Raw genomic sequence first — 18,567 nt, 5'->3', positions numbered from 1 at the left:
TCACCAGCGCCCGTTGCGCGGCCGGGGCTGGCAGCGGGGGCACGTGTACGACGAGCGGTTCATGAAGGAGTCGCGCCGGACGGGTGTCCCGCAGCGCGAGCACGGCTCGCCCTCCTGCCCGTACACCTCCAGCGACCGCGAGAAGTAGCCGCTCTCGCCGTTCACCGCGACGTACAACGCGTCGAACGACGTGCCGCCCTGCGCGAGCGCCGCGGTCATCACCTCCCGTGAACCCTCGAGCACCCGCTGCGCCTCGGCCCGCCGGAGGGTGTCGGTGGGCCGGGCGTAGTGCAGCCGCGCGAGCCACAACGCCTCGTCGGCATAGATGTTGCCGATCCCCGAGACGAGCGTCTGGTCGAGCAGCGCACGCTTGAGCCCCGTCCGACGACGGCGCAACCGATCGACGAACTCCGCGTCGTCGAACGAGTCGTCGAGCGGGTCTCGCGCGATGTGCGCGATCTCGGAGGGGAGCTCGGCCCCGCCGTTACTGAGGGCCAGCCCGCCGAACATCCGCTGGTCCACGAACCGCAGCTGCACGCCGTCCTCCAGGTCGAGCACGACCCGGAGGTGTCGCTCTGTCGGGGCGTCCGGCGGCTGCACCAGGAACTGGCCGCTCATCCCCAGGTGCGCCAGGACTGCGTCGCCCGACTCCAGCGGCAGCCAGAGGTACTTGCCGCGACGTGAGGCTCCCAGCACGCGGTCGCCGGTGAGGCGCAGCGCGAAGTCCTCGGGCCCGGCGAGGTGGCGACGCACGGGGCGGGGGTGGAGCACCTCGACCCGCTCGATCCGGCGTCCCGACACGTGATCGGCGAGGCCACGCCGGACGACCTCGACCTCGGGAAGCTCAGGCATGGCTGGCCGACCGGCTCAGGAGTCGGCGCGTGACCTGGACGTGCCGGCGCCGGAACCTGCCGCGGCGGCCTCGGCCGACTCCGCGGCATCGACGACCTCGGCTGCCGGGGCGACGGTGCCGTCCTCATGATCGACCGCGTCGACGGTCGCCTTGATGGCCCGCCAGGCCGTCTCCGCGACCTGCTGCTCGGCTTCCTTCTTGGAGTGGCCGGTGCCCTCGCCGTAGACCTGCCCGCCCACGCGGACGTGGGCGGTGAAGGTCTTGTCGTGGTCGGGACCCTCCTCGGTGAGGCGGTACTCGGGCACGCCGAGGCGTCGGTCGGAGGAGAGCTCCTGAAGACTCGTCTTCCAGTCGAGGCCAGCGCCGAGCTCGGCAGCGCGCGCCATCACCGGGTCGAAGAGCCGGTGGACGACCGTGTCGGCGCCGCTGAACCCGTCCTGGAGGTAGACGGCCCCGATCACCGCCTCGACGGTGTCGGACAGGATCGAGGACTTGTCGCGACCACCGGTCGCCTCCTCGCCCCGCCCCAGCCTCAGGTAGGCGCCCAGCCCGAGCGTGCGAGCCACGTCGGCCAGCGCGCGGGCGTTGACGACCGCAGCTCGCAGCTTGGCGAGGCGGCCTTCGGGAAGGTCGGGGTGCGCGTTGTAGAGCGTGTCGGTGATCACCAGACCGAGAACGGCGTCCCCCAAGAACTCGAGCCGCTCGTTGTTGGGGATGCCGCCGTTCTCGTACGCGTACGACCGGTGCGTCAACGCCTGCGTCAGCAGCCCCGGCGCGAGGCCGGGCACGCCGAGGCGCTCCAGAAGGGCAGCGTTCGCTGCCCCGTCACCGTCGTCGACGACGTCGGACACGAGAGGCTTCTCAGACGACCTGGCGCAGCTCGCCGCGGGGACCGTACTGGCCGCAGTCCGGGCAAGCGCGGTGCGGCAGGTGCTTGGCGCGGCACGCCGGGTTGGCGCAGATCACGAGCTGAGGCGCGGAGGCCTTCCACTGCGAACGACGGTGGCGGGTGTTGCTGCGCGACATCTTGCGCTTCGGGACTGCCACTTCTACTCCTCGTTTGGGCCGGACTCACGCCCGGTCTGGTCCGTACCGCCCGCGGGGCGGTCGTTGCCTTGCTTCAGCTGGCTGAGCGCCGACCACCTCGGGTCGACGGCCTCGCCGTGTGTGTGCTCTGGGTCGTCCGCGAGCCGTGCTCCGCACTCGGCGCACAGTCCCGGACAGTCCGGGGCACACAACGGGTTGTGCGGAAGTGCGAGCACCACCGCGTCCCGCAGGACAGGCTCCAGGTCGAGCAGGTCTCCCTGGAGTCGGGCGATATCGTCCTCCTCGCCCTCGTCGTCATACACGTACAGCTCCTGAAGGTCGACGGTGACCTCACCGTCGATCTCCTGCAGGCAGCGTACGCACTCACCAGAGGTGTGCACCGAGGCGGTCCCTGTCAGCAGGATGCCTTCCATGACCGACTCGAGCCGGAGATCGAGATCGACGTCACTTCCCTCGGGCACGCCGAGCATGTCGACACCCATGCCCGCCGGAGCCTTCGCCGAGTAGGTGAACTCGCGCTGCGTTCCGGGTCGGCGCGCGATCTCGTGCGTGTCGAGAACGAACGGCGCCCGGGAGTCGAGCGTGGTCACACGTACTCCTTAAAGGCATGGCGAGGTGCGGCCCAGTTGCAGGCCACGGACCAGGATAGCGAACCCACCCACGCGAGCGCGAACCCGCATGCGCGGGTGGCCCGCCGGGCGCCAGGCCCCGCGGGCTACCCCTCGGCGGCGAGCTTGCGCTCGAGTGCCGCGAGGACTACCGGCGGCACGTGCGGGGACACGTCTCCCCCGTGTCGCGCGACCTCCTTGACGAGGCTGGAGGCGAGGAAGGAGTATTCCGGGCTGGTCGGCATGAACAGCGTGTCCACCCGGGCCAGCGTGGAGTTCATCTGGGCCATCTGGAGCTCGTAGTCGAAGTCGGAGACCGCCCGGAGACCCTTCACGACCGCCTGGATGCCGTGGGCGGTGCAGAAGTCGACGAGCAACCCGGAGAACGTCATCACCCGGACGTTGGCGAGATCGCCCAGCACCTCCTCGAGGAGCGCGACCCGCTCGGCCGTGTTGAACATCACCCGCTTGGAGTCGTTGATCCCCACCGCGACGACAACCTCGTCGAAGAGATGGGACGTGCGGGCGACGATGTCGACGTGCCCGAGCGTCACCGGGTCGAAGGATCCGGGGCAGACGGCCCTACTCATGCGGCCGACCGTACCAAAGCGTCGTCTCGCCATAACGGCGGTCTCCGAGCGGCTCGACGGCCTCGGGCCACGCGAACGCGCCGTCGCGGGTGGAGCGCTCGACGACCACGATGCCGTCGCTCGACCACCAGCTCTGGGACGTCACCACCGCGACCACGGCACTGACCTCGTCGTTCGGCACGTCGTACGGAGGGTCGAGGACGAGGAGGTCGTACGGCGCCGGCGGCGGCGTCCGGACGAACGAGCGCACCTTCTCCGCCACGACGTCGACGGCGCCGGAGACCCCCAGCTCACGCGCGTTGCGGCGGATCACCTGCGCCGTACGCCGGTCGGCCTCGACAAGCGTCGCGTGGACCGCCCCACGCGAGACCGCCTCGAGGCCGAGAGCGCCCGACCCGGCGTACAGGTCGAGCACCCGTACGCCGTCGAACCCGCCGAGCCGCGTCTCCAGCGCGGAGAACATCGCCTCGCGCACACGGTCGGAGGTCGGCCGCGTCGCGGAGCCGGGCGGGGTCGCCAGCCGCCGGCCGCCGAGCGCGCCCGCGATGATCCGTGTCATGAACGCCCTCGCTCGTCGATCTCCAGGTCCCGCAGCGCGAACCGGAGATGTTCCCACTCCTCGTTGAGGACGACGTGCAGGCACTGCAGCACGCTCACCCTGACCGTCGGCCTCCACGGGTCGACGCGTGGCTGGGCGAGGAGCTCGTGAGTCACGTGGTCGAGGAACTCTCTGACCAGCGCCTGGTGCTCGCCACGGACCGCGAGGATCTCGTCGTACGAGGTCGGCTCGCGGAAGATCGTGACGTCGCCGCCGGTGTCGGCGAACTCGGCGAACGGCTGGCCGATCGGGTGGTACGGCTGCTGCTCCCCGAAGATCGCGCCCTTCAGCCACACGTCCGTCGCCATGACGAGGTGGCGGAGGGTCTGGGCGAACGTCCACTCGCCGTCGACCGAGACGCCCTCGCGCCCGCGCGCCGTGACGAGCGCCTCGGCCCACGCGGCCTCCACGGCCGACCAGGCCTCGCGCAGCCCGTCGGGGTCGGTCGCGTCCTTGAGCTCGCGACCGGGGAAGCGCTTGGCAAGCTCGCTCTCAACGTAGGACGCGACGTCGATCCCGTTGACGAAGAGCGGACCGTCGGCGAGGTCGGGCGTGTCGAGATCCATCCCCGCGACGTAGACCCCGCGCATCACCACATCGGCCAGGTCGGAGCGGACGACCCTCGCCCCCGACAGGTCTTCGTCGACGAACTCCCTGCGCTCACCCGTCATGTCTTCTCCAGGTAGTCGGCCTGCGTGCTGTCCTCGAGCTCGCGCACCACCGCGGCCAGCGCCGCGTGGGCCGCGAGCGACGGGTCGTCGGCCACCACCTCGGCCGCGTCCTCTCGCGCGTCGGAGATCACCTGCTCGTCGCGCACGACCGAGAGCAGCCGCAGACTCGACCGGACCCCGGACTGGCGAGCCCCGAGCACGTCTCCCTCGCGCCGCATCTCCACGTCGAGGCGCGACAGGGCGAAGCCGTCCGACGTCGCGGCGACGGCGTCGAGGCGCTCGCGCGCGGTGCTCCCGGCGGGCGCGCCCGTCACCAGCAGGCAGAGCCCGGCGTGCGCGCCGCGGCCGACGCGTCCGCGGAGCTGGTGGAGCTGAGAGACGCCGAAGCGATCGGCGTCCATGATCACCATCGCGGTCGCGTTGGGGACGTCGACGCCGACCTCGATCACCGTGGTGGCCACGAGGACGTCGATCTCACCCGCTGCGAAGGCGCGCATCACCGCCTCCTTGTCCTCGGCTGCCATCCGGCCGTGCAGCGCCGCGGTCCGCAGACCGGCCAGCGGCCCGTCTCGGAGCAGCTCGTGCAGCGCGAGGACGGAGGTCAGGGGGCGTGCGGACTCGTCCTCGGCGGGCTCGAGCTCCGCGCCGTCCTCGGAGGCGTCCGCGCGGTCGCCGCCGTCGCCGATACGCGGGCACACGACGTACGCCTGGCGTCCGTCGGCGACCTCCTCACGCAGTCTCTCCCACGTCCGGTCCACCCACGTCGGCCTCTCCGCGACCGGCACCACCGTCGTCTGGATCGGCTGCCTGCCCCGCGGCAGCTCGGTCAGGGTGGAGGTGTCGAGATCTCCGAAGACGGTCATCGCCACGGTCCGCGGGATCGGTGTCGCCGTCATCACCAGCAGGTGCGGCGCATCGACGCCCTTGGCGGTCAGCGCCGCTCGCTGCTCCACGCCGAACCGGTGCTGCTCGTCGACCACGACGAGCCCGAGCTCGGCGAGCTGCACCTTGTCCTCGAGCAGAGCGTGGGTGCCGACGAGGATCCCCGCCTCTCCCGACGCCGCGTCGAGGAGCGCCTCACGTCGCGCCTTCTGGCCCATCGAGCCGGTCAGGAGACGCACTCGGGTCGCGGCGTCGGCCGACCCCAGCATCCCCGCCTGAGCCATCGGTCCGAGCATCTCCACCATCGACCGGTGGTGCTGCTGTGCGAGCACCTCCGTCGGCGCGAGCAGCACTGCTTGTCCACCGGTGTCGACCACCTGGAGCATCGCGAGCAGCGCCACGACCGTCTTGCCGGAGCCGACCTCGCCCTGAAGCAGCCGTTGCATCGGCTGGTCGCGGTCGAGGTCTGCCTCGATCTGGGCCGCGACCTCCTGCTGCCCGGCGGTGAGCGCGAACGGCAGCTGCGCCTCGAACCGGTCGCGGAGCCCGTCGGCCACGTGCGGGCGCCTGGTCGCCGGCGCCGACGACAGCGCGTGCCGGCGGACGGCCAAGGTGGTCTGGAGGACGAACGCCTCCTCGTACTTCAGGCGCTCCCGCGCCCGCTGGTAGTCCTCGAGCTCGCGGGGACGGTGGACGTCCTCGTACGCGGTCCTCAGGCCGACGAGCCCGCGCCGGCGGCGTACGGGCTCGGGGACGGGGTCGTCGACCTCGTCGAGCGCGTCCAGCACGATCGCCACCGTCTTCTCGATCGTCCACGACGACACCGCCTGGGTGGCGGGATAGATCGGCACGATCGTGCCGGCGTACTCCTCGGCCTCGTCCCGCGCCTCCTCCTCCGACCCGGTGGGACGGATCTCCGGGTGCAGCAGCTGCTTGCGGCCACGGAACTCGCCGACCTTGCCCGCGAACATGCCGAGGGTGCCCGGGCGCAGGCGTTGCGCGATCCACGGCTGACGGAAGAACGTGAGCACGAGCTCGCCGGTGCCGTCGGTGACGACGACCTCGGTGCGGACGTTCTTGCCGCCGGGCCGCCCGCCCCCTTTGGGCCGGAACGGGTACTCCTTGACGTGCACCACACGGGCGAGGACGGTGACGTGCTCGTCGACGCGCAGCGCGGCGAGGTCGGTCAGCGACCCCCGCTCGGCCAGACGTCTCGGGTAGTGGCGGAGCAGGTCGCCGACGGTCGTGACGTCGAAGCTCCGCTCGAACGCGTCGGCGGTGCGCGCGCCGACGACGTTGGCGAGCCTGGTCCGTGGTCCGACGCCCACTACTCGACCGCCACCAGCAGCGGGTAGCGCTCCTGCCCGCCGTCGTACACGACCAGCTCGACGTCGGGTCGCCGCGCCCGCAGCCAGCGTTCGACCCGCGGCACCACGTCGTCGTCGAGCCCGGCGCCGGTGACGAGCGTGACCAGCTCGGCGCGCCCGGTGATGAGGCGGTCGAGCACCTGGCGTACGACGTCGGCCTGCTCGTCGCCGATGATCGAGAACTCGGCGTCGACGACGCCGAGCACGTCACCGACCAGGCAGGGACCTGCCATCGTCATCCCGGACTCGGTCGCGACCGTGATGGCGCCGTGCTGGGTCCCGCGGGCCGCACTGGTCATCGCCACCACGTCGTCGTCGAACGGGTGACCCGGCTCGTGGACGGCGACCGCGGCGAGCCCCTGCACCTGCGTCCACGACGGGATCACGGTGGCATGCACGCCAGCCTCGCGGGCCTGGGAGGCGGCCGCGTCGCAGACGGCACGGAAGTCGCGGCTGTTGGGCAGCACGATGACGTCGTCGGCCCCGCAGTCGAGGATCGTGTCGAGGACGGTGCTGACAGCGAGCGGACCGCCGGGCACCGTGGTGACCACCACCGCGCCGGCATCGCTGAACAGGGAGGCGAGTCCTGGCCCGGCCGCGACGGCGACGACGGCCCGGCTGCCGGAGGTGCTCGCACGGACGCCAGCCTGCTCGGCGAAGTGGGTGACGGCGATCCGGTACGGCCGTCCGGCATCGAGCCCTGCCTCGATCGCCGCACCGACGTCGTCGACGTGGACGTGGACGTTCCACAGACGGTCGCCGCCGACCACCACGAGACAGTCCCCCAGGCCGTCCAGGCGCGAGCGCAGCGCGGGGACGGCCGCGTCGTCGGCCTCCAGCAGGTACATCACCTCGTACGACGGCCCCGCGCCGTCGAGGGTGTGGGGGCCGGTGTCGTCGACGAGCGGTCGCGGGAGGTCGGCCGCCGGCTCGGGGTCGGGGACGAAGCGGCCGGTGATCAGGTGCTCGGTGGTGTCGAGCACGACGACCAACGCACGTCCCCCGGCATCGACCACGCCGGCACGGGCGAGGCGGTCCAGCTGCTCGGGCGTCCGCAGCAGCGCCTCGCGAGCCGCCGCCGCGGACGCGCTGACCATGGCGGCCAGGTCTCCCTCGGCCGCGACGACGTCCTGCGCCGCCTCGGCCGCCCGACAGGCGACGGTGAGGATCGTGCCCTCGACCGGGTGGCCGACCGCCGCGTACGCCGCCGCCGAGGCCTTGCTCATCGCATCGGCGAGGCTGGCTGCCGTCACCTCCGCACCCTCGGAGTCGGCCAGCACCGGCAGCGCGGCGCGGAGCAGCTGGGCCATGATCACGCCGGAGTTGCCCCGCGCGCCGAGCAGCGCACCGTCGACGTAGTCGCGCACGACCGTCGGGAGTGGCGCGTCCTGGTCCAGGGCGGAGACGATCGCCTGCGCCGCGGCCTCGAAGGTGACGTAGACGTTGGTCCCCGTGTCCCCATCGGGGACCGGGAAGACGTTGAGCGCGTCGATCTCGGCGCGCGCTGCGCCGAGAGCCTCGGTGCAGGCCCGCGCCCAGGTGGCGAAGGACTCCGAGGAGACGTGCGTCGTCATGGTCTGAGAGACTATCCCTGGGCAGGCCCGCACCGTGAGCGACGAGGCCGATTGGCTCCGGCCTTGCTCGATCAGATAATCTTGATCTTTGGTATCCCCCCTTCGACTCAACCGGGAGTGTTCGCTGTGGCTGCAGTCTGCGACGTGTGCGGCAAGAAGCCGGGTTTCGGCAACAACAAGCCGTGGTCGCGCAAGCGCACGCGGCGTCGTTTCGACCCCAACATCCAGCGCGTGCGTGCGGTCGTCGGTGCGACTCCGAAGCGCATGAACGTGTGCACCGGATGCCTCAAGGCCGGCAAGGTCAGCCGCTGACCGGATCGCCGGTCGGTCGCCGCTGACGCTGCGACCCCGCGTCCTCGCACGACGAGGCGGGCAACACCCTCTGGGTGGGCCCGCCTCTTTGGCGTCCCCCTCGGCGCGGGGCGCCTCAGCGGTAGTGCTCGTGTCCTTCCGGGCCGTCCCACGCAGCACCGTCCACCGTGACGTCACCCTCGCCGTCCACGACCCGCCCGACGATGGTCCAGCCCTCCGGCGCACCCCGGTCTGCAGGAAAGGTCGCGGCCAAGGTGTGGTCGTCTCCACCGGTGAGCAGGAACCCCAGCGGATCGGCGTTGGTCGCCGCCGCCACGTCCGCGATCGGGTCCGGGACATCGAAGGCCGAGCCCACCAGCGCGATACCGACGCCGCTCGACGTCGCCACGTGGCCGAGGTCTGCCAGCAGGCCGTCGCTGACGTCGATCATCGCCGTCGCTCCGTGCGCGGCGGCACGCGGTCCCTCGTCGTACGGGGGCTCGGGCCGCCGGTACGCCTCGACGAGCACCCTCGGGGACCGGAACCCACGCGCGAGGACGTGGAGACCCGCCCCCGCCCACCCGAGTCGGCCCGTGATCGCGACGAGGTCGCCGGGGCGAGCTCCCGAGCGGAGGACCGGCGCCTGCGCGGACTCCCCCAGCACCGTGATCGCCAGGGTGATGGCGTCGGCAGCAGTCACGTCGCCGCCGACGACCTCCGCGCCCACGAGCGCGGCCTCCTCGACGATCCCCCGGGTCAGGTCCTCCGCCCACACGGTCTCGAGGTCTCCGGGAGCGGCGAAGCCCACGGTGAGCGCCGTGGCGACACCGCCCATCGCCATGACGTCGGCGAGGTTGGCCGCGGCCGCCCGGCGGCCCACGTCGTAGGGCTCGGCCCAGTCCCTGCGGAAGTGACGGCCCTCGACGAGCATGTCGGTCGAGACGAGCACCGAGCCCGCCCCGACGCGGACGAACGCGCAGTCGTCCCCCGGCCCGACGATGACCCGGCTCGACAGTGGTTCACGGGCTACCCGGGCGATCAGCCCGAACTCGCCGAGCTCGCCGATGGTCCGCCCGCCGCTCGTCTCCGCGCGTGTCGTGTCCATCTGCCCATCCTGTCATCGCGGTCGCACCGCGACCCCGCCGCCGCGGCCGCGGCCGCGCGATCCCTCAGCGTCACGACGCCGTCACGATCCTGTAGCGTGTCGGAGGCGGTGAACGTTGTCGAGCCACGGAGGAAGCCCAACATGGTCGTGCAGGCCTACATCCTGGTCCAGACCGAGGTCGGCAAGGCTGCCGACGTCGCCACCGCGATCGCTGAGGTCAGCGGCGTGACGCTCGCCGAGGACGTGACCGGACCGTACGACGTCATCGTCCGCGCGGAGGCCAAGCACGTCGACGAGCTCGGTGAGATGGTCGTCGCGCAGATCCAGCGCATCGACGGCATCACCCGGACCCTCACGTGTCCCGTCGTGCACCTCTGACCCACCCCCGGCGGACCGCCCTCGGACTGGTCGCTCTGGCCGCCCTGACGCCGGCCTGCGCGGACACTGTCGCGATCGACCCTCCCACTCCGTCCGACGACGTGGCGGCGATCTGCTCCGCCATGCTCGACGACGCGCCGGCGACGGTCGCCGGACAGGACTCGGTCCGTGTCGCACCGGCCGGCTCGGGACGTGCGTGGGGAAGCCCGGCGATCGTGCTCCGGTGCGGCGTCGAACGCCCTGCCAGCCTCGAGCGGACCTCGCGCTGCGACGTGGTCGACGACGTCGGGTGGTTCAGCCAGAAGGACGACGAGCGCTACGTGTTCACGACCATCGGCCGCCAGGCGTACGTCGAGGTCGCGGTCCCGCGTCGCTACGACCCGCCCGCCGAGGCGCTCAGTGACCTGGCCGCCACGGTGGCCGAGCACGACCCGGTCGTCACGCCCTGCGTGTGAGGGGTCGAGCGCCGCCAGCCGTCAGCGCAGGTCGGTCGGACGCGCGAGCGCGTGCGCGATCAGGCGCTCGACCAGCTCGCGGTAGCCGAGCCCCTTCGACTCCCACACCTGGGGATACATCGAGTACGGGGTGAACCCGGGCATCGTGTTGACCTCGTTGAGGTAGAGCGTTCCGTCGACGAGGAAGAAGTCCACCCGGGCGAGCCCTTCGCAGCCCAGGGCCTCGAAGGCGCGAGCGGCCTTGGCGCGCACGCGCTCGACCAGGATGTCCTCGAGCGGAGCGGGGATCAGGTTCTTGGAGGTGCCGTCGAGGTACTTGGCGCTGAAGTCGTAGAACTCGTGCCCGGAGCCGAGGTCGACCGCGATCTCGCCCGGCGCGCTGACCTCCAGGGAGCCGTCCGGGTTCTGGAGAACCCCACACTCGATCTCGCGCGCGTCGGCCGCGGACTCCACGATGACCTTGGGGTCGTACTCCTCGGCGAGCGCGATCGCCGCGGCCAGGCCGTGCTCGTCGTGGACGAGCGTGCCGCCCATGCTCGAACCCGCACGGGAGGGCTTGACGAACACGGGGTAGTGGAGCGACGCGACGGTCTCCCTCACGGCCGCGGCATCGGTGCGCCACTCGTCGGCGGTCACGACGGCGTACGGCAGCTGAGGGAGCCCGGCAGCGGCGAAGAGCTGGTTGGCGACGGCCTTGTCCATGGCGACCGCGCTCGCCAGCACACCGGAGCCCACGTAGCGGATCCCGGCCATCTCGAAGAGTCCCTGGATGGTCCCGTCCTCGCCCCACGGGCCGTGAAGCAGCGGGAACGCCACGTCGACGCGCGCCAGCACGCGGCTGGACCCGTCGGGCTCGAGGGCCAGCAGGCGCTCGCCGGCGAGGGCCACGGGCGTGCCGGTGGAGTGGACATCGGGGAGGCCGTCGGCGTCGGTGGTCATCGCGTCGTCGGCCAGCACCCAGAGGCCGTCCCGGGTGATCCCTACGGCGACCACGTCGTAGTGGTCGCGGTCGATCACCCGCAGGACCTCTCGAGCGGTCATGCAGGAGACCGCGTGCTCGCTCGACCGGCCGCCGAACACGATCAGGACGCAGGGGCGACCGGACGTGGGCGCCAGGGTGGACGTCTCGGAAGTCGTATCGCTCATCGGGGCGACCCTATCGTGAGGCTCCACAATGGTCGGCATGGCTCGCTCACACACCTTCAGCCCAGAGACCCTCGTCGTCGCCGCCGGGCGCCCCGCCCGCACCCCCGACTCGCCCCTCAACGTGCCGCTGACACCCGCGAGCACCTATGTCGCCGGGGGCGAGCTCGAGTACGGAGGCTTCGGCAACCCGACCTGGGCGGCGTTCGAGGACGCCGTCGGTGCGCTCGAGGGCGGACAGGCGGTGATGTTCGCCTCGGGGATGGCTGCCGCGAGCGCCACCCTGTCGCTGGTCCCCGACGGCGGCGTCGTCGTCGTTCCCCGCCACGCCTACAACGGTGTGCTGGGCCTCCTCTCGGAGGCGGAGAGGCGCGGGCGGATCCGGTTGCGGACGGTCGACGTCACCCTGCCCGGTGCGATGGTCGACGCCGCGGAGGGGGCGGCGATGGTGTGGATCGAGTCGCCGACCAATCCCGCCCTGGAGGTCGTCGACATCGTCGAGGTCGCGACCGCCGCGCGGGCTCGCGGCGCCCTGGTCGTCGTGGACAGCACCTTCGCGACGCCGCTGGTCCAGCAGCCGCTCGCGCTCGGCGCGGACGTCGTGGTCCACTCTGCGACCAAGCTGCTGGCCGGTCACAGCGACGCGCTCGCTGGTGTGGCGGTCGTCGCGGACGACGCGACGTACGCCCTGCTCAAGTCGTACCGCCGGATGCACGGGGCCGTGCCGGGGACGCTCGAGGCGTATCTCGCGACCCGTGGGCTGCGAACCCTCGCCGTACGGTTCGAGAGGGCCCAGGACAACGCTCGGCGGGTCGTCGACGCCCTGCGGTCCCACCCGGCCGTCAGCGAGGTGCGCTATCCCGGGTTCGGGACGATCTTGACGTTCGAGCCGGTCGCCGGTGCGGACGCGGCGCACCGGGTGGTGACCTCGAGCCGGTTGGTCGTCTGCGCGACCAGTCTCGGCGGCGTGGAGTCGACCTGGGAGCGCCGCAGGCGGTGGTCCGGCGAGCCCACCACGGTGCCTGAGGCGCTCATCCGGATGTCGGTGGGCATCGAGGGGTTCGACGACCTGTGGGACGACGTCGAGACAGCGCTCGGTCACGCCTGAGGCGTACGCCGCCTCGGCCGGGAACGCGTCAACGGACCTCAGGCTGCGGCGTACGCGAGACCAGCGCCGCGACGAGCTCCTTCGGCGTGGTCTCCCCGCGGATCAGAGCGGCGACCTGCTCCACGATCGGCATGTCGACACCGTGGAGGCTGGCCAGCTCCGAGAGCGAGTCGCTGGACTTGACGCCCTCGGCGACCTGCCGGGTGGAGGCGACGATCTCGTCGATGCTCATCCCCCGGCCGAGCTTCTCTCCGAAGGTCCGGTTGCGCGACAACGGTGAGCTGCACGTCGCCACCAGGTCGCCCATGCCCGCGAGCCCCATCATCGTCATGGGGTCGGCTCCCATCGCCATGCCCAGCCGTGCGGTCTCGGCCAGTCCACGCGTGATCACCGACGCCTTGGCGTTGTCGCCGAACCCGAGACCGTCGGCGACGCCGACAGCCAGGGCGATCACGTTCTTGGTCGTGCCCGCCAGCTCGCAGCCCACGACATCGGTATTGGTGTACGGCCGGAACGCAGGGCTGTGGCACCAGGACTGCAGACGCTTGGCGACCGCCTCGTCGGCACAGGCGACCACCGCGGCGGCCGGCTCGCGCTGGGCGATCTCGCGCGCCAGGTTGGGTCCGGTCACGACCGCGACGCGCTCGGGTCCGGCGCCGGTGAGCTCGGCGATGACCTCGCTCATCCGCAGGTGCGTCCCCAGCTCCACACCCTTCATGAGGCTCACGACGACCGCGTCCTGGGGGATGTGGCGGGCCCAGTCGGTGAGGTTGGCGCGCAGCTGCTGCGACGGCACCGCCAGGACGACGACCTCCGCGCCGGACAGGACGATCTCCGGGTCGTGACTGGCCTTGATCGTCTCCGGGAGCAGGATCCCGGCCAGGTACTCCGGGTTCTCGCGCGTCTGGTTGATCGCGTCGCAGACCTCCGTCCGTCGCCCCCACAGGTGCACCTCGTTGCCGGCGTCTGCCAGCACCAACGAGAAGGCGGTCCCCCAGGAACCGGCGCCCAGGACAGCGGTCTTCGCCATGCGTACTACTCCTTCGTGGCGTTCAGGCGTCGCGGTCGCGGACGCTCTCTGACCCGCGGATCGTCCAAGGACATGCGCTGCGTCGGCACCGGCAGGTCGCGGAGCTTCGCGAGCTGCTCGGTGACGGCATCCATGATCCGATCCGTGGCCGTCGCGAGGATAGCCGCCGAGACCTCCTGAGCGCGAAGGTCGTCCAGATCGACCGGCGGACCAGCCGAGATCTGCATGGTCTTGCGAGGCAGCAGGTGCGGCCGGCCGTACGGCTCGAGGAGCATGTTGGGACCCCACTGCGCGATGGGCACGACCGGCTTCCCGGTCGCGAACGCGACGCGAGCCGCGCCTGTCTTGCCCGACATCGGCCACTCGTCGGGGTCTCGGGTGATGGTCCCTTCGGGATAGAAGATCACTCCCTCACCGTCGAGGACCGCCTGCTTCGCGGCGGCGAACGCGTCCGTGGCCGTGGTGGTGCCGCGGTAGACCGGGATCTGTCCCGTGGCGCGCAGGATCTTGCCCACGACCGGGAGATCGAGGATCGCCGCCTTCGCGAGGTAGCGCGGGGGGACACCGTTGTCGTACAGGAAGTGCGCCAGCATCACCGGGTCGATGTGCGAGACGTGGTTGCAGGCGATCACGAACCCGCCATGAGAGGGAAGGTTCTCGACGCCGCTCCACTCCCGGCCCACCATCGCCGTCACCGGCACGCGCAGCGCCGCGACGATCGTCCGGAGCACCATCCCCGGGTCGCGCCCGGCGGACGCGGTGGCAGCGGTCTTCACCGGCCCGAGCCTAGTTCATCCCGGCGGGTGCGATGCCGCTCTTCTGGGCCCGTGGGGCAAGATCGATCCCGTGGCAGGACGGTGGGCCCTCGTGGTCCCGGTGAAGGACACCGCGGTGGGCAAGTCCCGGCTCGCGCCGCTCGGCGCGCAACGGCCGGCGCTGGCGCGCGCCATGGCGCTCGACACGCTCGAGGCCGTCGTCGGCAGCCCGCTCGTCGCCCGTGTGGTCGTGGTGACCTCCGACGGCGCGCTGGCCGATGCCGTCCTGTCCGAGGTGAGCACCGACGTGGAGGTGGTGCCCGATCCCGGCGCAGGTCTGCGTGCCGCGGTGCTGGCCGGCGCGGGCGTCGCGGCCGACAGCGGTCTGCACCTCGCGGTCGTGACGGCCGACCTGCCGGGCATGCGCCCGGAGGACCTCGACGCGACCCTGACCGAGGCCGACGGGCACGAGATGTCGATGGTCGCCGATGCCGACGGGGTGGGGACGACTCTGCTCGCGGTGACCGATCCGACGACGCTCGATCCGCGGTTCGGCGAGAGGTCGCTCGACGCGCATCGCGCAGCCGGGGCGGTTTCCCTCCCCGCCGCACTCGGGCTGAGGCGCGACGTCGACCTCCCCGTCCACCTCGACGAGCTTCGGGCGCTGCTCGGCCCGCGCACGGCCGCCGTCGTCGCTCGGCTCGCGATAGGGTGAGCGCCGTGCAGGCGACCATCGCGAGCTACGACGCCGACCAGGGCGGCACGCTCGTCCTCGACGACGGGGTCACCATGGAGTACGCGGCGGACGTGGTCGTGGCGTCGCCGGTCCGCCACCTCCGTCCGGGGCAACGGGTGATCGTCGAGCTCACCGACGGGGCCGACGCGACGGTGCGCGCGCTGCGGATCCACTGAGGCGGGCACAGGTGCGGCCCCAGCGATGGCCGGGGCCGCTCCTGTGGCTCGTCAGACGCGTGCGGTTGCCCGCGCGGGAGCCCTCTTCGCGGTGCCGGAGGCCTTCTTCGCCGCCGTCTTCTTGGCGGTGGACTTCTTGGCGGCCGCCGCCTTCTTGGCTGCGGTGGTCTTCTTGGCGGCGGGCCGCTTTGCCGCGGTCGTCTTCTTGGCGGTGGACTTCTTGGCCGTCGACCTGGTGGCCGCGGTCGTCTTCTTCGCCGTGCTCTTCTTCGCCGTGCTCTTCTTCGCCGTGCTCTTCTTCGCCGTGCTCTTCTTCGCGGTGCTCTTCTTCGCCGCGCTTGTCTTCTTCGCCGGCGACTTCCTCGCCGTGCTCTTCTTGGCCGCGGTCGTCTTCTTCGCCGGCGACTTCCTCGCCGTGCTCTTCTTGGCCGCGGTGCTCTTCTTCGCCGCAGTCGTCTTCTTCGCGGCGCTCTTCTTGGCTGCGGTCGTCTTCTTGGCGGCCTTCTTCGCCGTCGTCTTCTTCGCCGGCGACTTCGCCGTCCTCACACCTGCCACCACGTTCTTCAGCTCCCCTCCGGGTTTGAACTTCGGGATGGTGCGATCCGCGATCACGTGGATCTCCCCCGTCCGCGGATTCCGAACCTCACGGCCGGTGCGGATGGACTGGTGAAACACTCCGAACCCGCTGAGCACGACGCGCTCTCCCCCGGAGAGCCGTTCGGTCAGCGTCGTGATCACTGCGTCGAGAGCGCGGCGTGCCTCGGCGCGGTTCCCCTCGAAGGAGACCGCGAGTGCCTCGACGAAGTCGCTCTTGTTCAACGGTTCCTCCGTGAGCGGTTCGGTATTTCGCTTTTGACGGTAAGCATTCCGCTTGTCCGTCTCAAACACCGTAGGGGTATTTGACCGAACGTGTTGCGTCGTGCCGCGGCGACGGTGTCGCGCCGTGTGGCGCCACCGGTCCGCGAACGCGCACCGAGGCAACGACGACGAAGCCCGGAAACCACCGTGGCTGCGTGGTTTCCGGGCTTCGTCGAATCGACACTCTCCGCGACGTCACCTCGTCTGGGCGACGTCGCGCTCTGTCACATCGTCACGGGCTTGAAGGACGGTCGCGACGACTCGTACGTGCTGATCGCGTCCTCGTGCGAGAGCGTGAGGCCGATGTCGTCGAGACCCTCGAGCAGTCGCCAGCGGGTGTAGTCATCGATGTCGAACGAATCCTCGACGCGGTCGATGCCCTCGCCGGCGACGACAGTGCGCGCGACCAGATCGACGGTGACGGTCGTGCCCGGCTGCGCCTCGATCAGGTCCCAGACCTTCTGCACCGTCTTCTCCTCGACCTGTGCCGCCAGGAGGCCGGCCTTGCCCGAGTTGCTCCGGAAGATGTCACCGAAACGCGGCGAGATCACCACGGCGAACCCGTAGTTCTGCAAGGCCCACACCGCGTGCTCGCGCGACGACCCGGTGCCGAAGTCCGGTCCGGCGACGAGCACGGTCGCGCCGGCGTACGCCGGCTGGTTGAGGACGAATGCCGGGTCCTTGCGCCATCCGGCGAACAGCCCGTCCTCGAACCCGGTGCGCGTCACGCGCTTGAGGTACTCGGCAGGGATGATCTGGTCGGTGTCGACGTTGCTGCGTCGCAGCGGCGCGGCCACACCGGTGTGCGTGCTGAACTTCTCCATGAGGTTCTCCGTCCAGTCCGGGGTCAGGCGTGCGCGAGGTCGGCGGGTGAGGCGAGGTGACCGAGGACGGCCGTCGCCACGGCGACCTCGGGTGAGACCAGGTGCGTTCGTCCGCCCTTGCCCTGGCGTCCCTCGAAGTTGCGGTTCGACGTCGAGGCGCTCCGCTCCCCCGGCATCAGCTGGTCGGGGTTCATGCCGAGGCACATGGAGCAGCCCGCGCCGCGCCACTCGGCTCCTGCCTCCTTGAAGACGACGTCGAGCCCTTCCTCCTCGGCCTGCAGCCGGACCCGGACCGATCCCGGGACCACGAGAAGGCGGGTGTCGTCGGCCACCGTGCGACCCTCGATCCACCGAGCCGCCGTCCGCAGGTCCTCCATGCGGCCGTTCGTGCACGAGCCGATGAAGACCGTGTCGACGGGGATGTCGCGCATCGGCGTGCCGGCCGTGAGACCCATGTAGTCGAGCGCGCGCTGCGCGGCGATCTTCTCGCTCGGGTCGTCGAAGTCGTCGGGCGAGGGGACCACGGCCGAGAGCGGAACGCCCTGACCCGGGTTGGTGCCCCAGGTGACGAACGGGGTGACCGTCGAGGCGTCGATCGTCACGACCTTGTCGAACTCCGCGTCGTCGTCGGTGGCGAGGCTCCGCCAGTGCTCGACCGCAGCGTCCCAGTCCGCGCCCTTCGGCGCGTTGGGCCGGCCCTGGAGGTAGGCGAAGGTGGTCTCGTCGGGAGCGATCATGCCGGCCTTCGCACCCCACTCGATGGACATGTTGCACACCGTCATCCGCGACTCCATCGAGAGCGAGCGGATGGCCTCTCCGCGGTACTCGACGATGTAGCCCTGGCCGCCGCCGGTCGTCTCCTGCGCGATCAGCGCAAGGATCAGGTCCTTGGCGGTGGAGCCCTCCGGCAGCTCTCCGACGACGTCGACGGCCATCGTCTTGGGCGTGGCCTGCGGCAGCGTCTGGGTGGCCAGCACGTGCTCGACCTCGCTCGTGCCGATGCCGAACGCGAGGGCGCCGAACGCACCGTGGGTCGACGTGTGGGAGTCGCCGCACACGATGGTCATGCCCGGCTGGGTCAGACCCAGCTGAGGACCGACGACGTGGACGATGCCCTGCTCGATGTCGCCCATCGGGTGCAGCCGCACTCCGAACTCCGCGCAGTTGCGGCGCAGGGTCTCGACCTGGGTCCGCGACACCGGGTCGGCGATCGGCTTGTCGAGGTCGGTGGTCGGGATGTTGTGGTCCTCGGTCGCCAGCGTCAGGTCAGGGCGGCGTACGGCACGGCCCGCGAGCCGTAGACCGTCGAACGCCTGCGGGCTGGTCACCTCGTGGATGAGGTGGAGGTCGATGAAGAGCAGGTCCGGCTCTCCGTCGGCACGCCGTACGACGTGCTCTTCCCACACCTTCTGTGCAAGGGTCTTGCCCACTGCTCTCTCCTCCACCACCATGGCCCACGACGGACCTTTCTCGGCGAGCGGCCTCACGCTCGGCCCCTGCTTGCATTTCACAATGCGA

The 18,567-nt window shown here is 71.2% G+C and carries 22 protein-coding genes; 6 read left to right on the top strand and 16 right to left on the bottom strand.

Annotated features, from left to right (window positions below; genetic code table 11):
* The 9 genes from mutM to KV100_RS16775 form a co-directional block, all read right to left on the bottom strand.
* On the bottom strand, nt 1-852 hold the full coding sequence (mutM, locus tag KV100_RS16815) for a bifunctional DNA-formamidopyrimidine glycosylase/DNA-(apurinic or apyrimidinic site) lyase (protein WP_220344251.1): 852 nt from the start codon (nt 850-852) through the stop codon (nt 1-3).
* A 15-nt stretch (nt 853-867) separates the two neighbouring features.
* On the bottom strand, nt 868-1,704 hold the full coding sequence (gene rnc, locus KV100_RS16810) for a ribonuclease III (RefSeq protein ID WP_220344250.1): 837 nt from the start codon (nt 1,702-1,704) through the stop codon (nt 868-870).
* A 10-nt stretch (nt 1,705-1,714) separates the two neighbouring features.
* On the bottom strand, nt 1,715-1,900 hold the full coding sequence (gene rpmF / locus KV100_RS16805; RefSeq protein ID WP_220344249.1) for a 50S ribosomal protein L32: 186 nt from the start codon (nt 1,898-1,900) through the stop codon (nt 1,715-1,717).
* A gap of 2 nt (nt 1,901-1,902) precedes the next feature.
* A complete protein-coding gene (locus KV100_RS16800; RefSeq protein WP_220344248.1) occupies nt 1,903-2,490 on the bottom strand; it encodes a DUF177 domain-containing protein in 588 nt (195 codons plus the stop codon).
* Between the two features lie 125 nt (nt 2,491-2,615).
* Nucleotides 2,616-3,098, bottom strand: coding sequence for a pantetheine-phosphate adenylyltransferase (gene coaD, locus KV100_RS16795; protein ID WP_220344247.1), 483 nt, complete (start codon nt 3,096-3,098; stop codon nt 2,616-2,618).
* The gene (gene rsmD, locus KV100_RS16790) at nt 3,091-3,657 is read right to left on the bottom strand and encodes a 16S rRNA (guanine(966)-N(2))-methyltransferase RsmD (RefSeq protein WP_220344246.1); all 567 of its coding nucleotides are present in this window, start codon (nt 3,655-3,657) and stop codon (nt 3,091-3,093) included. The genes coaD and rsmD overlap by 8 nt, the downstream gene beginning before the upstream one ends.
* The gene (locus KV100_RS16785; protein ID WP_220344245.1) at nt 3,654-4,367 is read right to left on the bottom strand and encodes a DinB family protein; all 714 of its coding nucleotides are present in this window, start codon (nt 4,365-4,367) and stop codon (nt 3,654-3,656) included. Before KV100_RS16785 ends, rsmD begins: the two co-directional genes overlap by 4 nt.
* Nucleotides 4,364-6,577 carry an ATP-dependent DNA helicase RecG gene (recG, locus tag KV100_RS16780; RefSeq protein WP_220344244.1) on the bottom strand — a complete coding sequence of 738 codons (2,214 nt, stop codon included), beginning with the start codon at nt 6,575-6,577 and terminating at the stop codon, nt 4,364-4,366. Before recG ends, KV100_RS16785 begins: the two co-directional genes overlap by 4 nt.
* Nucleotides 6,577-8,190 carry a DAK2 domain-containing protein gene (locus KV100_RS16775; protein WP_220344243.1) on the bottom strand — a complete coding sequence of 538 codons (1,614 nt, stop codon included), beginning with the start codon at nt 8,188-8,190 and terminating at the stop codon, nt 6,577-6,579. The genes recG and KV100_RS16775 overlap by 1 nt, the downstream gene beginning before the upstream one ends.
* Before the next feature lie 126 nt (nt 8,191-8,316).
* Between KV100_RS16775 and rpmB the strand changes: the two genes are divergently transcribed.
* Nucleotides 8,317-8,502, top strand: coding sequence for a 50S ribosomal protein L28 (rpmB, locus tag KV100_RS16770; RefSeq protein ID WP_220344242.1), 186 nt, complete (start codon nt 8,317-8,319; stop codon nt 8,500-8,502).
* Between the two features lie 115 nt (nt 8,503-8,617).
* Here the strand turns inward: rpmB and KV100_RS16765 are convergent, their stop codons facing one another.
* A complete protein-coding gene (locus tag KV100_RS16765) occupies nt 8,618-9,586 on the bottom strand; it encodes a thiamine-phosphate kinase (protein WP_220344241.1) in 969 nt (322 codons plus the stop codon).
* Between the two features lie 141 nt (nt 9,587-9,727).
* On the opposite strand from KV100_RS16765, the gene KV100_RS16760 reads away from it, so the two are divergent.
* Nucleotides 9,728-9,964, top strand: a complete 237-nt coding sequence (locus tag KV100_RS16760; protein ID WP_220344722.1) for an Lrp/AsnC family transcriptional regulator — start codon at nt 9,728-9,730, stop codon at nt 9,962-9,964.
* Nucleotides 9,943-10,419 (top strand): DUF3515 domain-containing protein, encoded by a 477-nt coding sequence (locus KV100_RS16755; protein ID WP_308291464.1) that lies wholly within the window; start codon nt 9,943-9,945, stop codon nt 10,417-10,419. The genes KV100_RS16760 and KV100_RS16755 overlap by 22 nt, the downstream gene beginning before the upstream one ends.
* 21 nt (nt 10,420-10,440) lie before the next feature.
* On the opposite strand, the gene KV100_RS16750 is transcribed toward KV100_RS16755, so the two are convergent.
* Nucleotides 10,441-11,565, bottom strand: coding sequence for a D-alanine--D-alanine ligase family protein (locus KV100_RS16750; protein ID WP_220344240.1), 1,125 nt, complete (start codon nt 11,563-11,565; stop codon nt 10,441-10,443).
* Between the two features lie 37 nt (nt 11,566-11,602).
* On the opposite strand from KV100_RS16750, the gene KV100_RS16745 reads away from it, so the two are divergent.
* On the top strand, nt 11,603-12,670 hold the full coding sequence (locus KV100_RS16745) for a PLP-dependent aspartate aminotransferase family protein (RefSeq protein WP_220344239.1): 1,068 nt from the start codon (nt 11,603-11,605) through the stop codon (nt 12,668-12,670).
* A gap of 28 nt (nt 12,671-12,698) precedes the next feature.
* On the opposite strand, the gene KV100_RS16740 is transcribed toward KV100_RS16745, so the two are convergent.
* Together KV100_RS16740 and KV100_RS16735 are read right to left on the bottom strand one after the other, a co-directional pair.
* Nucleotides 12,699-13,700: an NAD(P)H-dependent glycerol-3-phosphate dehydrogenase gene (locus KV100_RS16740; protein WP_220344238.1), complete on the bottom strand. Its 1,002-nt coding sequence runs from the start codon at nt 13,698-13,700 to the stop codon at nt 12,699-12,701.
* A 5-nt stretch (nt 13,701-13,705) separates the two neighbouring features.
* Nucleotides 13,706-14,476, bottom strand: a complete 771-nt coding sequence (locus KV100_RS16735; protein ID WP_220344237.1) for a 1-acyl-sn-glycerol-3-phosphate acyltransferase — start codon at nt 14,474-14,476, stop codon at nt 13,706-13,708.
* Nucleotides 14,477-14,546: 70 nt separating this feature from the next.
* On the opposite strand from KV100_RS16735, the gene cofC reads away from it, so the two are divergent.
* Both cofC and KV100_RS16725 read left to right on the top strand, forming a co-directional pair.
* Nucleotides 14,547-15,170 (top strand): 2-phospho-L-lactate guanylyltransferase, encoded by a 624-nt coding sequence (gene cofC, locus KV100_RS16730; protein ID WP_220344236.1) that lies wholly within the window; start codon nt 14,547-14,549, stop codon nt 15,168-15,170.
* Nucleotides 15,171-15,175: 5 nt separating this feature from the next.
* Nucleotides 15,176-15,367 carry a hypothetical protein gene (locus tag KV100_RS16725; RefSeq protein WP_220344235.1) on the top strand — a complete coding sequence of 64 codons (192 nt, stop codon included), beginning with the start codon at nt 15,176-15,178 and terminating at the stop codon, nt 15,365-15,367.
* Nucleotides 15,368-15,418: 51 nt separating this feature from the next.
* On the opposite strand, the gene KV100_RS16720 is transcribed toward KV100_RS16725, so the two are convergent.
* The 3 genes from KV100_RS16720 to leuC form a co-directional block, all read right to left on the bottom strand.
* Nucleotides 15,419-16,255 (bottom strand): HU family DNA-binding protein, encoded by an 837-nt coding sequence (locus tag KV100_RS16720; RefSeq protein ID WP_220344234.1) that lies wholly within the window; start codon nt 16,253-16,255, stop codon nt 15,419-15,421.
* A gap of 194 nt (nt 16,256-16,449) precedes the next feature.
* Nucleotides 16,450-17,049, bottom strand: coding sequence for a 3-isopropylmalate dehydratase small subunit (gene leuD / locus KV100_RS16715; RefSeq protein ID WP_220344233.1), 600 nt, complete (start codon nt 17,047-17,049; stop codon nt 16,450-16,452).
* Between the two features lie 23 nt (nt 17,050-17,072).
* Entirely contained in the window at nt 17,073-18,479 is a 1,407-nt protein-coding gene (leuC, locus tag KV100_RS16710; RefSeq protein ID WP_220344232.1) for a 3-isopropylmalate dehydratase large subunit, read from the bottom strand.
* Nucleotides 18,480-18,567: the final 88 nt, after the last annotated feature.

Origin of the sequence: Mumia sp. zg.B21 (assembly GCF_019550855.1) — a bacterium.
GTDB lineage: Bacteria > Actinomycetota > Actinomycetes > Propionibacteriales > Nocardioidaceae > Mumia.
This window is presented reverse-complemented; position numbering and strand designations above follow the sequence as displayed.

Bases quoted from the DNA above. Each gene is read 5' to 3' on its own strand.
- rsmD (WP_220344246.1), bottom strand. From the start codon at position 3,657: ATGACACGGATCATCGCGGGCGCGCTCGGCGGCCGGCGGCTGGCGACC.
- KV100_RS16765 (WP_220344241.1), bottom strand. From the start codon at position 9,586: ATGGACACGACACGCGCGGAGACGAGCGGCGGGCGGACCATCGGCGAG.
- mutM (WP_220344251.1), bottom strand. From the start codon at position 852: ATGCCTGAGCTTCCCGAGGTCGAGGTCGTCCGGCGTGGCCTCGCCGAT.
- KV100_RS16750 (WP_220344240.1), bottom strand. From the start codon at position 11,565: ATGAGCGATACGACTTCCGAGACGTCCACCCTGGCGCCCACGTCCGGT.
- KV100_RS16745 (WP_220344239.1), top strand. From the start codon at position 11,603: ATGGCTCGCTCACACACCTTCAGCCCAGAGACCCTCGTCGTCGCCGCC.
- KV100_RS16740 (WP_220344238.1), bottom strand. From the start codon at position 13,700: ATGGCGAAGACCGCTGTCCTGGGCGCCGGTTCCTGGGGGACCGCCTTC.
- KV100_RS16760 (WP_220344722.1), top strand. From the start codon at position 9,728: ATGGTCGTGCAGGCCTACATCCTGGTCCAGACCGAGGTCGGCAAGGCT.
- KV100_RS16785 (WP_220344245.1), bottom strand. From the start codon at position 4,367: ATGACGGGTGAGCGCAGGGAGTTCGTCGACGAAGACCTGTCGGGGGCG.
- leuD (WP_220344233.1), bottom strand. From the start codon at position 17,049: ATGGAGAAGTTCAGCACGCACACCGGTGTGGCCGCGCCGCTGCGACGC.
- KV100_RS16775 (WP_220344243.1), bottom strand. From the start codon at position 8,190: ATGACGACGCACGTCTCCTCGGAGTCCTTCGCCACCTGGGCGCGGGCC.
- coaD (WP_220344247.1), bottom strand. From the start codon at position 3,098: ATGAGTAGGGCCGTCTGCCCCGGATCCTTCGACCCGGTGACGCTCGGG.